This window comes from Crenobacter caeni (assembly GCF_010435965.1).
Taxonomy (GTDB): Bacteria; Pseudomonadota; Gammaproteobacteria; order Burkholderiales; family Chromobacteriaceae; genus Craterilacuibacter; species Craterilacuibacter caeni.
The window spans coordinates 1-13,303 of sequence record NZ_JAAGAA010000024.1; the positions used below are offsets into that span (position 1 = coordinate 1).

Consider the following 13,303-nt stretch of genomic DNA (forward strand, 5'->3'; position numbering starts at 1 on the left):
AAACTCTTCAGTTCAATCTCTAACTTTTTCGTACTTCTGGCACGCAAGTCCAAAGAAACTTTCGTTTCCTTCTCTTGCAGTGCAAGTGTTGGCTGCGCCAAGCACTCACACCTATCGGTTGTTCGTTTTGTTAAAGAGCAGTGCTGACTTCGTTTCGTTTGCGTCGTCAGCTGAGGAGGCGAACTATACGGATCGCACCCTGTGCCGTCAACCCTGTTTGGCGCATTATTTTCATAAACCTGCCTGCCGGGGCTCTTTTATGCCTGCTGCTTGAAAAATTGCCGCAAAAATTCTGCTACGCTATCCAGCCCAGCTTCAGACGCGTCACGGACCCCATCATGCTCAACTTCGACGTACTCATTATCGGCAGCGGCCTGGCCGGCATGACGCTTGCGCTGCACCTGGCCGAGCAGCGCAAGGTCTGCGTGGTGACCAAACGCGACCTGCTCGAAGGCAGCTCGACCTACGCGCAAGGCGGCATCGCGGCGGTGCTCGACACCGGCGACTCGGCCGAGGCGCATATCCGCGACACGCTGGTCGCCGGTGCCGGCCTGTGCGACGAAGAAGCAACCCGTTTCATCGTCGAGCACTCGAAGGCGGCGATCGACTGGCTGATCGAACTGGGCGTGCCGTTCACGCGCGACGACAGCCACCAGACCGGCTACCACCTGACCCGCGAAGGCGGGCACAGCCACCGCCGCATCATCCACGCGGCAGACGCCACCGGCGCGGCCGTCACCAGCACGCTGGGCCAGAAGCTGCGCGCGCACCCGAACATCACCCTGCTGGAAGAGCACATCGCGGTCGATCTGATCACCGCCAGGAAGCTCGGCCTCGCCGGCGAGCGCTGCTACGGCGCCTACGTACTCGACAAGGCGAGCGACAAGGTGCTGACCGTCGCCGCGCGCGACACCATCATCGCGTCCGGCGGCGCCGGCAAGGTGTATCTCTATACGACCAACCCCGACACCGCGACCGGCGACGGCATCGCGATGGGCTGGCGTGCCGGCTGCCGGGTCGGCAACATGGAATTCATCCAGTTCCACCCGACCTGCCTGTACCACCCGCACAGCAAGTCCTTCCTGATCTCGGAGGCAGTACGCGGCGAAGGCGGCATCCTGAAATTGCCAGACGGCACCCGCTTCATGCCCGAGCACGACGAGCGCGCCGAGCTCGCACCGCGCGACGTGGTCGCCCGCGCCATCGACTTCGAGATGAAGAAGCACGGCCTCGACTGCGTCTACCTCGACATCTCGTACAAGCCGGCATCGTTCGTGCGCGAACACTTCCCGAACATCTACGCGCACTGCCTGAATCTGGGCATCGACATCACCCAGCAGCCGATCCCGGTGGTACCGGCCGCGCACTACACCTGCGGCGGCCTGGTCACCGACCTCGCCGGACGCACCGACGTGGCCGGGCTGTTCGCCGTCGGCGAAGCCGCGTGCACCGGCTTGCACGGCGCGAATCGACTGGCCAGCAACTCGCTGCTCGAATGCATGGTGGTCGGCCGCGCCGCCGCCGACGCGATCCTTGCGGCGCCGGCCATCGAACTGCCGGCGATCCCCGACTGGGACGACAGCCAGGTGACCGACCCGGACGAAGAGGTGGTGATCTCGCACAACTGGGACGAGCTGAGACGTGCGATGTGGGACTACGTCGGCATCGTGCGCACCAACAAGCGGCTGAAGCGCGCGCTGCACCGCATCGAACTGCTCAAACTCGAGATCGACGAGTACTACAGCCACTTCCACGTCAGCAACGACCTGATCGAACTGCGCAACCTGGTGCTGACCGCCGAGCTGATCGTGCGCTCGGCGATGGCCCGCCACGAGAGTCGCGGCCTGCACTACAGCCGCGACTACCCGGACACCCTGCCGCGTGCCGAGCCGACCGTGCTCACCCCCGATACGCCTTAGGCGGCTACGTCTTCAGCCTCCAGCGGCAGCGTGAACCAGAACACGCAGCCGCCGGACAGCGTGCGCGTCACGCCGAACTCGCCGCGGTGGAATTCGACGATGGAGCGGCAGATATTGAGGCCGATCCCCATGCCGTCGGCCTTGCTGCTGTAAAACGGCGTAAACAGGTTGGCCCGCGCGCTGTCCGACAGCCCCGGCCCGTTGTCGACCACCTCGACCCGCCAGCTCTCCGCGCCCGCCTCGCTGCGCACGTCGACCCGCGGCCGGGTCACGCCGGCGTCCACCTGCGCCTCGATCGCGTTCTTCACCAGGTTGAGCACCACCTGCTCGATCAGCACCGGGTCGGCCTGCAGCCGGCAGCTGCGGCCGCGCTGCACCAGCCGCAGCGGCACCTGCTGCTTGTCGGCCAGCGGCTGCACCAGCGCCAGCGCCCGCTGCATCAAGGGCACCGGGTCGACCGGCTCGACCTGCGGCGAGTGCTTCTTCACGAAGGCGCGGATGCTGGCGACGATCTGCGCGGCGCGCTGCGCCTGCTCGCTCAGACCCTGCAACGCCGGCAGCACGCCGTCGGGCAAACTCTCCACCCGGCCCAGCCGCCGCTTGAGGCCGCTGGCGTAAGTGGTGATCGCGGTCAGCGGCTGCCCCAACTCGTGCGCAAGACTGGACGCCATCTCACCCATCGCCACCAGCCGCGTGGTGTCCTGGAAGCGCTGCTCGAGGGTGCGCTCGCGCTCCTCGCGCTGGCGCGCCTCGCTGACGTCGAGCAGCAGGGTCAGCCAGGCCCGCTCGCCGTCGCTCCATTCGATGCGGTTGTGCCGCAGCTCGACGACGCGTCCTGCCCCGTCCGGCCCGTGGTCGAACGGAACACCCTCCTCGCCCTCGGCCGGCGGCAGGCCGGGCAGCGGCGCATGGTCTGGCCACAACCGGCCGAAGGCCGGGTTCTCGTACAGCACCGCGTCCAGCGCACCGGCCGTCACGCAGACGCCAGTCTCCAGCCCGTTGAGCACCGCCAGAAAGCGCGCGCGCGACGCGGCGACCGCCAGCCGCTGGCGTTTGAGCTCGGTGATGTCGTACATCGACGCGATCCAGCCGCGCTGCCCGCCCTGCCCGTCGCCCAGCGGGGTGATATAGACGCGCACCTCGACCTGCGCGCCGGACTGCGCGCAGAGCGTCAGCTCCAGGCCGTGCTCGGGCAAGGCGTCCGCGGAGATCGCTGCCCAGTCAAGCGCGCCGCCCGCCTCGACAAAAGGGTACGGCGTCGCCTGCCCGACCAGCGCGGTCGCGTCCTGCCCGACCATCTGGCAGAAGGCGCGGTTCACGTAGACGACCACGCCGGCCAGGTCGCACACCAACAGGCCGTTCTTCATGCCGTCTTCCATCGCCTGCCTGAGCGACACCTCGGCCGAGAGCGCGCGCTCGGCACGCAGCCGCTCGCCGGTGTGCCGGCGGATCCGCCAGAACGCGCCGCCAAGCGCCAGGGTCAGCAGCGCGATGACCGCGAGCAGCACCGGCATCGCCACGCCCATGCCCTGCCGGTAGGCGACCGCGCGCAGCGACAGGCCGAAACCGGGCGGATCGAAGCTCAACTGGTGGCTGAAGGTGTCGGCCGGCTCCGCCTGCGTGAACTTGCTGGCCAGCACCCGCCCACCTACGTCGACCACGCTCAGGTGGTAGCGCGACGCCATCCACCACGGCACCTGGCTTTGCAGCAAGCGGTCAAGCTGGTAGCTCAGGCGCAGCGCGCCCCCCGTGCCGGCCTGCGGCACCACCAGATCAAAACGGTAGCGGCCGTCGGCACCGACGTAGGGCTGGCCGTAGGCAGCGTGCCTTAGCCGCTGCACACGCCACACCGCGTCCCCCGGCCCGACGCCGGAGACGGCCGCGCGCACGCTCTCCGGACTCAGTAAGGTGATATCGACGACGCCGGGATGCTCGCGCAAGAACAGGCCCGCGGCCGCCTTCAGGTGCATGGCCGGCTGCTCAACGCCAGCCAGTGTCTCGGCCAGGTTAGCGGCCCACTCGCGCTCGGAATCGAGCGAGACGCGGATCGACTGCTCGAGCCACAGCAGGTCCTGGATCAGCACGCTGTCCTGCTCGTCGCGCCAGTCGCGCACGATCAGCACGGTGATGACGGCGACGCACAGTACCAGCGCGGCCATGGTCAGCCCGGCGAACGACCACAACAGGCGGGGTGAACGGGGTCTGGATTTGGACGAGGTTGAATTCATTTTTCATACGGGAATTCCCCAATGCGGAATTCCCCAATGGATAGGTTGGCGGCGGATTCTTACTTTACACGCATAAAGCGGGCAGCAAAAAAACCGCATCCCAAACCTCAACGGAGAAACCTCATGAAGCTCAAACTGACCGCCCTCGCCGTCGCCGCGTCGCTCGCCGCCGGCTCCGCCTTCGCCGCCGGCGAAATCGTCATCAAGTTCAGCCACGTTGTCGCGCAGGACACCCCGAAGGGCAAGGCCGCCGAATACTTCAAGAAGCTTGCCGAGCAGCGCACCAAGGGCAAGGTCAAGGTCGAGGTGTACCCGAACAGCCAGTTGTACAAGGACAAGGAAGAACTGGAAGCGCTGCAGCTGGGCGCGGTGCAGATGCTGGCCCCGAGCCTCGCCAAGTTCGGCCCGCTGGGCGTGAAGGAATTCGAGGTGTTCGACCTGCCGTACATCTTCGACAACTACGACGAACTGCACAAGGTCACCCAGGGCCCGGTCGGCCAGCAACTGCTGGGCAAACTGGATAGCAAGGGCATCAAGGGCCTGGCCTTCTGGGACAACGGCTTCAAGCACCTGTCCGCCAACAAGCCGATCAAGCTGCCGGCCGACGTCAAGGGCCTGAAGATGCGCATCCAGTCGTCCAAGGTGCTCGACGAGGAAATGCGCTCGATGGGCGCGATGCCGCAGGTGATGGCGTTCTCCGAGGTGTACCAGGCGCTGCAGACCGGCGTGGTCGACGGCACCGAGAACCCGCCGTCCAATATGTACACCCAGAAGATGCACGAAGTGCAGAAGCACCTGACCACCACTGCCCACGGCTACCTGGGCTACGCGGTAATCGTGAACAAGAAGTTCTGGGACGGCCTGCCCGCCGACGTTCGCACCCAGCTCGAGGGCGCGATGAAAGACGCGACCGTGTACGCGAACAAGATCGCCAAGCAGGAAAACGACGAAGACCTCAAGCGCATCGCTGCCTCGGGCAAGACCGCCGTCTACAACCCGAGCCAGGCCGAACGCGCCGCCTTCCGCAAGGTACTCGCCCCGGTACACGCCAAGATGACCAGCCGCATCGGCGCCGACACCGTCAAGGCCGTACAGACCGTCACCGGCTTCAAGGCCAACTAATCCGTCCGTGGGCATGGTCGCCGCCTGGCGCCATGCCCTTGTCGTTTCCGGAGAACATCCATGCTCAAATTCCTCGACCATCTCGAGGAGTGGCTGATCGCGTTCCTGATGGGCGCCGCCACCTTGATCACCTTCGCCGCCGTCGCCCACCGCTACGGGGCCGGCATCGAAATCCTGCAGCCCTACCTTGTCGACATCAACATGGCGTGGGCGCAGGAGCTGACCATCTACCTGTTCGTATGGATGGCCAAATTCGGCGCCGCCTACGGCGTACGTACCGGCATCCATGTAGGCGTCGACGTGCTGATCAACAAGCTCGGCGACAAGAACCGCGGCCGCTTCATCGTGCTGGGTCTGCTGGCCGGCGCGCTGTTCACCACCATCGTCGGCACGCTGGGCGCGACTTTTGTCTGGGAAATCGCCCACACCGACCAGACCTCGGCCGACCTCGAAGTGCCGATGTGGCTGGTCTACCTCGCCATCCCCTGCGGCTCCTACCTGATGAGCTTCCGCTTCCTGCAGGTCACCTGGAATTTCATCCGCACCGGCGAATTGCCCAAGCACGACCACAGCCACGTCGAAGGCATGGAAGACGTCGCGCCCGACAGCAACTGGTTCGCGATGGACGACAACCTGCACCCGCACGACATCAAGCACAAGGATGACAACAAATGAGCGCGCTGATCATCTTCGGACTGTTGATCGTCCTGATGCTCACCGGCATGCCGATCTCGATCTCGCTCGGCCTGACGGTACTGACTTTCCTGTTCACCATGACCGAGGTGCCGATCGAGGCGGTCGCCCTCAAGCTGTTCACCGGCATCGAGAAGTTCGAGATCATGGCGATCCCGTTCTTCATCCTGGCCGGTAACTTCCTGACCCACGGCGGCGTTGCCCGGCGCATGATCAACTTCGCCACCAGCATGGTCGGCCACTGGCACGGCGGCCTCGGCCTCGCCGGCGTACTGGCCTGCGCGCTGTTCGCGGCGGTGTCCGGCTCCAGCCCGGCCACCGTGGTCGCCATCGGCTCCATCCTGCTGCCGGCGATGGTCAAGCAGGGCTTCCCGGACCGCTTCGGCGCCGGCGTGATCACCACCAGCGGCGCGCTGGGCATCCTGATCCCGCCGTCCATCGTGATGGTGATGTACTCGGTCGCGACCAACACCTCGGTCGGCCAACTGTTCATGGCCGGCGTGATCCCGGGCCTGATGCTCGCCACCTTCCTCGGCCTGACCACCTGGTACCGCGCACGCAAGTTCGGCTACCCGCGCCTGCCCAAGGCGACCTTCGCGCAGCGCGTGAAGGCATTCCACGAGTCGATGTGGGGCCTGTTCCTGATCGTGGTGGTGATCGGCGGTATTTACTCGGGTGTGTTCACGCCGACCGAAGCGGCCGCGATGAGCGCGGTGTACGCCTTTATCGTGGCCGTGTTCGTCTACAAGGACATGAGCCTCAAGCAGGTGCCGAAAGTGCTGCTCGACTCCGCGTCGATGTCGGCGATGCTGCTCTACATCATCACCAACGCCGTGCTGTTCTCCTTCCTGATGACCAGTGAAGGCATCCCGCAGGCGATGGCCGCGTGGCTGATCGACATGGGCCTGGGCCCGATCGCCTTCCTGCTGGTGGTCAACATCCTGCTGCTACTGGCGGGCAACGTGATGGAGCCGTCGTCTATCGTACTGATCCTGGCGCCCATCCTGTTCCCGGTGGCGGTGGCACTGGGCATCGACCCGGTGCACTTCGGCATCCTGATCGTCGTCAACATGGAAGTGGGCATGTGCCACCCGCCGGTCGGCCTCAACCTGTACGTCGCCTCGGGCATCACCAAGATGGGCATCACCGAGCTGACTATCGCGGTATGGCCGTGGCTCTTGACCATGCTCGCCTTCCTCGCCCTGGTCACCTACGTGCCGGCCATCTCGCTGTGGCTGCCGCGCACGCTGGGCATGATGTAAGCGCCAGCAATTTGCGAGAAAGCGACGGCCTTGCGCCGTCGCTTTTTTTGTCGGACAAGCAGCGTAGCCGCCCGTTTGCTTAAGCCTATATAATCTGCGGCGACCGCTGTTAATCCAATCTGCCTAAAGAAGTCCCTCAGGAGCCCCTTCAAATGGATGAGCAATTGCGCCAGAGCGCGCTCGACTTCCACCAGTTTCCCCACCCGGGCAAGATCCAGGTCGCGCCGACCAAGCCGCTGGCCACCCAGCACGACCTCGCGCTGGCGTACTCGCCCGGCGTCGCCGCGCCGTGCATGGCCATCGTCGACGACCCGCTCAACGCGTACAAGTACACCGCGCGCGGCAACCTGGTCGCGGTGATCTCCAACGGCACCGCCGTGCTCGGCCTGGGCAACATCGGCCCGCTGGCCGGCAAGCCGGTGATGGAGGGCAAGGGCGTCCTGTTCAAGAAGTTCGCCGGCGTCGACGTGTTCGACATCGAAGTGAACGAGAACGACCCGGACAAGCTGGTCGACATCATCTGCTCGCTGGAGCCGACCTTCGGCGGCATCAACCTCGAAGACATCAAGGCGCCCGAGTGCTTCTACATCGAGAAGAAGTGCCGCGAGCGCATGGGCATCCCGGTGTTCCACGATGACCAGCACGGCACCGCCATCGTCGCCGCTGCCGCCGTCCTCAACTCGCTGCGCCTGATCGGCAAGGACATCGAGAAGGTGCGCGTGGTCGCCTCCGGCGCCGGCGCCGCCGCCATCGCCTGCCTCGACCTGCTGGTCGCGCTGGGCGTGAACCGCGCCAACATCACCGTGTGCGACTCCAAGGGCGTGATCTACACCGGCCGCGACGAGAAGCTCGACGAATCGAAAAAACGCTACGCCATCCCGGATAACGGCCAGCGCAAGCTCGCCGACGCAATGGTCGGCGCCGACATTTTCATGGGCCTGTCCGGCCCCAAGCTGGTCAGCCAGGACATGGTCAAGAGCATGGCCGCGCACCCGGTCATCCTCGCCATGGCCAACCCGGAGCCGGAAATCCTGCCGCCGCTGGTCAAGGAAGTGCGCCCGGACGCCATCATCGGCACCGGCCGCTCCGACTTCCCGAACCAGGTCAACAACGTCCTGTGCTTCCCGTTCATCTTCAGGGGCGCGCTGGATGTGGGCGCGACCACCATCAACGAAGAGATGAAGCTCGCCTGCGTGCGCGCGATCGCGGACCTGGCGATGGCCGAGCAGAACGAGGTGGTCGCCTCCGCGTACAACAACCAGGAGCTGTCGTTCGGCCCCGAGTACGTGATCCCCAAGCCGTTCGACCCGCGCCTGATCGTCAAGATCGCACCGGCCGTCGCCAAGGCGGCGATGGACTCCGGCGTCGCCACCCGCCCGATCGAGGACATGGACGCCTACGTCGACCACCTCGCGCAGTTCGTCTACAAGACCAACCTGTTCATGAAGCCGGTGTTCAGCCAGGCCAAGAAGGAACAGAAGCGCGTGGTGCTGGCCGAGGGTGAGGACGAGCGCGTGCTGCACGCGACGCAGGAAATCGTCTCGCAGAAGCTGGCGTTCCCGGTGCTGATCGGCCGCCCGTCGGTGATCGAGAAGCGCATCGAGAAGCTCGGCCTGAAGATCCGGGCCGGCGTCGACTTCGAGCTGGTCAACAACGAGAACGACCCGCGCTTCGCCGAATACTGGAAAGACTACTACGCGCTGATGAAGCGCCGCGGCGTCAGCCAGGAACAGGCCAAGCGCCGCGTGATCGGCAACACCACGCTGATCGGCGCGCTGATGGTGCGCCGTGGCGAGGCCGACGCGCTGATCTGCGGCACCTACGGCGCGTACAAGCAGCACTTCGGCATCGTCGAGGACGTGCTCGGCTACGGCCGCGAAGACCAGGTCGCCTGCGCGATGAACGCGCTGATCCTGCCCACCGGCAACATCTTCATCGCCGACACCTACGTCAACGAGAACCCGGACGCGGAAGAGCTGGCCGCCATCACCGAGATGGCCGCCGAGGCCGTCAAGCGCTTCGGCATCGCGCCCAAGGTCGCGCTGTTGTCCAACTCCAGCTTCGGCGCGCTGAACAACCCGGCCGCCAGCAAGATGCGCGACGCGCTCGAACTGGTGCAGGCGCGCCACCCCGCGCTGGAAATCGACGGCGAGATGCAGGGCGACGCCGCGCTGATCGAGGCGATCCGCGCGCAGGCGATGCCGGACAGCCCGCTCAAGGGCGCGGCCAACCTGTTGATCATGCCGAACGTCGAAGCCGCCAACATCAGCTACAACCTGCTGCGCGTGTCGGCGTCCGACGGCGTGACCATCGGGCCCATCCTGATGGGCATGGCCAAGCCGGTGCACATCCTGACCCCGATCTCGTCGGTGCGCCGCATCGTCAACATGGTGGCGCTCGCCGCCGTCGACGCGCAGACCGCCGCGCAAGGCTAAACCGCCGGGTTCAGCAGTAAAGCAAACGGGAGGCATGAGCCTCCCGTTTTTTTGCGCCTGCGCTTGACGCTGCCCCTTGCCCCAGCCGCCAGCGGCCGGGGCGGGGGCGGGGGGCTTAGTCGTTGTTCAGGCGGTTGCTGTCGAGCAGTTTCTGCAGGATCGCGGTATCCGACTGCGCCACCCCCAACTGGTCGGCCAGGTTGGTGTTCTCCAGAACGATCTGCTGGGTTACATCTTTGCCTGCCCCTTCGTGACGGACGTCGATCACCGTATTTTTGCCATCCCATTTGAAATCAAGGTACGCATCGAGGCTGGCTACCGTGCGGCTGTCACCGATCAGCAGGTCGCGAAGGTCTAGCACATCCTTGTCACCGTCCTTTCCGAAATCGGTAATGGTATCCACCGCCTTGCTCGCTGCCGATGCGCCCTGGTCGCCCAATGCCCACCTAAAGGTATCGACCCCCAAACCGCCGGTCAGCAGGTCGTTGCCGCTACCACCGTAAAGCGTGTCATTGCCGGCACCTCCGTTCAGGCTATCGCTCCCCCCCTGACCAAACAACAGATCACGTCCATCACCCCCATTCAAGATATCGTTTCCGTCGCTGCTAAACGACCGGTCAAACTCGGAGGCGTGGCCCAATACATAGCGGTACACATCGGCATCGGTCGGTGAGCCGACTCCCGACTTACTAGCAACATAAGCCTTGAGTGCCTCGAAGCCCTCCCCTGGAATCCCATCCAGCCGGATACGGTCACCGAACAGGATGTCATCCCCGGCCCCACCATTGAGCGTATCGGCAGCAGCCGGCCCATCCAGCTCATACCCAAGAATCGCACTGGCAATTCTGTCCGCCGGAATATTCGCCTGCGGTTTTCCGTCCGAATCATAAGGAGACAAATCACTGGTAGTAATTCCAGAGTTGACTCCGATCGCCTCGACATTCGAAACTTTCAGCAACAATGCGAAGGCATCTTTTGAATTCTGAATAGTCGTACTATCCGTATTGTTCCCATCCCCGCCGATTTCTGAATACTCGATCCCGCCCTTGCCATCCGGATTGCTCGTCAGATTATTGCCAGGGGTGGCTTGTTCCTTTTGCTGGTAATACGTCGGCTTGCCATCAGTCATGAAGAATGTCTGGTTGATCGCATTGCTGTTCGCCTTGGCGGCCGCTCCTTGAAACCAGTTGGCCGTAGTCTTGAACACATCCTCGTAGTTGGTACCACCGCCACTCGCCAGCGAATCAATCACCCCCTGCAGCGTACTCAAGGCATTAGCTGAGCTCAGATCAACCGAAATACTGCTGTTCGCCTGAGTATCAAAATCAACCAGGAATACATTCACCTTGCCGGCACCATTAGTTACCGCCGACGCCTGCAACTGCTTGAACACCGTTGCCAGTTGCGTTTTGATGGTCGCAATATCATCGCTACTCACACTACCCGAGCTATCGATCATAAAGGCCAGATTGTAATTCTGCCCCGGCTGCATCAAGACCGTACCGATGTCGCCGATCATCACATCCTGCCCAGCCGTCCCACTCAAGGTATCCGGATTCTTGCTGCCAGTCTGCACATGCAGGTCAACCGGTTTCACATCCAGCGTAATGGTCGAAGTCGTCATCCCGCCCTTGCCATCGCTGACATTCACCACAAAACTATCCGACCCCGTATACCCCTTGCTTGGGGTGTAGCTGTAGTTGCCGTTTGCATCAACACTCACTACCCCGTGCGCCGCGCCAGTCTTGACGTTGAATGTCAGGCTATCACCCTCAATATCGCTGGCGACAACCTTGCCGCTGACAGTCTCCTGCTCCAGCAGGGTATGGCTGGCATTCTGTGCCACCGGCGCGTCGTTACTCGGTAGCACCGTCACCGTCAGCTCCTGGCTAGTGCTCTCCTTGTCGCCATTCGACGACTCGGTCGCCGTCGCGGTCACTGTCAGCTTGACGCTGCCGTTCCAGTCCTGCGGCCCCTTGAACTGCAGCGTGGATAGATTCCAGCCATCCAGGCTGACGACGTCGCCAGCACCTACCGTGACCGTACGCACCCCATCACTCAGTTGCGCGCTCGAACCATTTGGTAGCCCGGAGATCGACAGCGACATCGACAGGGTTTCCGAACCGTCGGAATCGACCAGGCCACTGCTGATGCGAGTAATCGGAATCCAGGTATCCTCGTTGCCGCGGTTCAGCTGCACTTCTGTGTAGTAGCCACCCTCACCACTGGCATTGGGCACCAGTGGCGACAGGTTCACACCGGCACCGGTAATATCGGTCGTTGCGGTGTACAGCCTCAGGGTTCCGGAGCTCAGATCCTGTGGCCCAGCACCATTGATGCTGACATTCACATCAAAACTACCTGGACCGGATTCGTTGTGATGGAACATGGTCAGGGTGTAATAACCGCTGACCGCCGGTACAAAGTTGCCTGAATAGTTACCGCTATCGCGGCCCCAGTTGGCATCGGCCACGGTAATACCGCCCACTTCCAGACGGAAGCTGTCATCGGCCACGCCGCTGAAGGTATAGGTCTTGCCCTCTTCCAGATATACCAGGCCAGTCACCCGGGTAGCCGTATTCACCTCCACCTGGCCCTGCATCACATTAGTGATGGTCGACACGGTTGCCATACCGCTGGCACCTTCAATGGCTTTCTCCAGCTTATCCGGACTGACACCCGAGCCTGTATTCTGGCCATCGCTGATCGCCATACCAGTCCAGACCTCCTTCTTCAAACCGGTCGGCACAGCTGTCGGTACCGGGCTGATGCTCAGGGTCGGTGCATCCGCATCCGCCACGATGTCCAGCACAAACTTCCCGCTCGTGCTCTGGTTGGTCCCATCGCTGACCTGATAGTCGAAGGACGCGTAGTCACCCTTCTGGTCGCCAAGACTGCTGCCGCTACCATTGCCCGCCGTCGTGCTCGATTCGTGCAGGTCAGGCTTGAACTGCAGTTTGCCCGCGTCGATGTCGGCCTTGCTGAACGTCTGGTTAGACTGCACCGACTGCCAATTGCCATTGCCATCCTTGTACTGCAACACGCCATCCGTCGGCAGCGAGGTGATCTTGATCGACAGCGAGGAGCCTGCATCGACATCCGCCGCATTGAACTGGCTCCACTGCAACGCAAACGCCTGATCCTCGGTGCCCTGCGCATAACCGCCGGAAGTGGTGGGGGCGTCGTTGGTGCCGTTGATGGTGATGGTCACCGTGGTGGTGGTCTTGCCGTCCGCGTTGGTCACCGTGATGGTGTCGGTCAGCTTCTCGCCCGCCTTCAGGTTCTGGATCACCGCCTGGGTGTTGTCCGCGCTGTACGTCCACTTGCCGTCCGCACCCAGCACCAGCTGGCCGTAGGTGCCGTTGAGCGTGCCAGCCTGGAACTTGTCTTCACCGGCGTCGCCGCCGGTGCCGGCCGCCAGCGTGCCGCTGGTCTCCAGCTTGGTCGTGCCCGCCGTTACCGCGTCTTCGGTCACGCTACCCGAGTCAGGCGCCAGCCTCGGTACGTCGTCCGTGCCCGTGATGTCGATCTTCACGGTGGTGGTGGTGGTGCCGTCGCTCAGCTTGACCGTCAGCGTCTCGCCGGCCTTCTCGCCCGCCTTCAGCACATCGGCGCGGCTGTCCAGCGTGTAGGTCCACTGGCCG

At 63.7% G+C, this 13,303-nt stretch carries 8 protein-coding genes; 6 read left to right on the forward strand and 2 right to left on the reverse strand.

Annotated elements, in window-relative coordinates:
* Both GZH52_RS16730 and nadB read left to right on the forward strand, forming a co-directional pair.
* The coding region (locus tag GZH52_RS16730) for a hypothetical protein (RefSeq protein ID WP_203525821.1) at positions 1-274 on the forward strand (274 nt) is incomplete at its 5' end.
* Positions 275-338: 64 nt separating this feature from the next.
* On the forward strand, positions 339-1,919 hold the full coding sequence (gene nadB / locus GZH52_RS16390; protein WP_163318003.1) for an L-aspartate oxidase: 1,581 nt from the start codon (positions 339-341) through the stop codon (positions 1,917-1,919).
* Here the strand turns inward: nadB and GZH52_RS16395 are convergent.
* Positions 1,916-4,147 carry a PAS domain-containing sensor histidine kinase gene (locus GZH52_RS16395; RefSeq protein WP_163318004.1) on the reverse strand — a complete coding sequence of 744 codons (2,232 nt, stop codon included), beginning with the start codon at positions 4,145-4,147 and terminating at the stop codon, positions 1,916-1,918. The genes nadB and GZH52_RS16395 overlap by 4 nt on opposite strands.
* A 123-nt stretch (positions 4,148-4,270) precedes the next feature.
* Here GZH52_RS16395 and GZH52_RS16400 point away from each other — a divergent pair, with 123 nt between their 5' ends.
* The 4 genes from GZH52_RS16400 to GZH52_RS16415 all read left to right on the forward strand — a co-directional run bounded on the left by GZH52_RS16400 (position 4,271) and on the right by GZH52_RS16415 (position 9,659).
* Complete coding sequence (locus tag GZH52_RS16400; RefSeq protein WP_163318005.1) at positions 4,271-5,269, forward strand: TRAP transporter substrate-binding protein; 999 nt, start codon at positions 4,271-4,273, stop codon at positions 5,267-5,269.
* A gap of 60 nt (positions 5,270-5,329) precedes the next feature.
* Positions 5,330-5,944, forward strand: a complete 615-nt coding sequence (locus tag GZH52_RS16405) for a TRAP transporter small permease (RefSeq protein WP_163318006.1) — start codon at positions 5,330-5,332, stop codon at positions 5,942-5,944.
* On the forward strand, positions 5,941-7,224 hold the full coding sequence (locus tag GZH52_RS16410) for a TRAP transporter large permease (RefSeq protein ID WP_163318007.1): 1,284 nt from the start codon (positions 5,941-5,943) through the stop codon (positions 7,222-7,224). Before GZH52_RS16405 ends, GZH52_RS16410 begins: the two co-directional genes overlap by 4 nt.
* Positions 7,225-7,376: 152 nt before the next feature.
* Positions 7,377-9,659: an NADP-dependent malic enzyme gene (locus tag GZH52_RS16415; protein WP_163318008.1), complete on the forward strand. Its 2,283-nt coding sequence runs from the start codon at positions 7,377-7,379 to the stop codon at positions 9,657-9,659.
* Positions 9,660-9,774: 115 nt separating this feature from the next.
* On the opposite strand, the gene GZH52_RS16420 is transcribed toward GZH52_RS16415, so the two are convergent.
* A partial coding sequence (locus tag GZH52_RS16420; protein WP_163318009.1) for a VCBS domain-containing protein occupies positions 9,775-13,303 on the reverse strand: 3,529 nt, incomplete at its 5' end.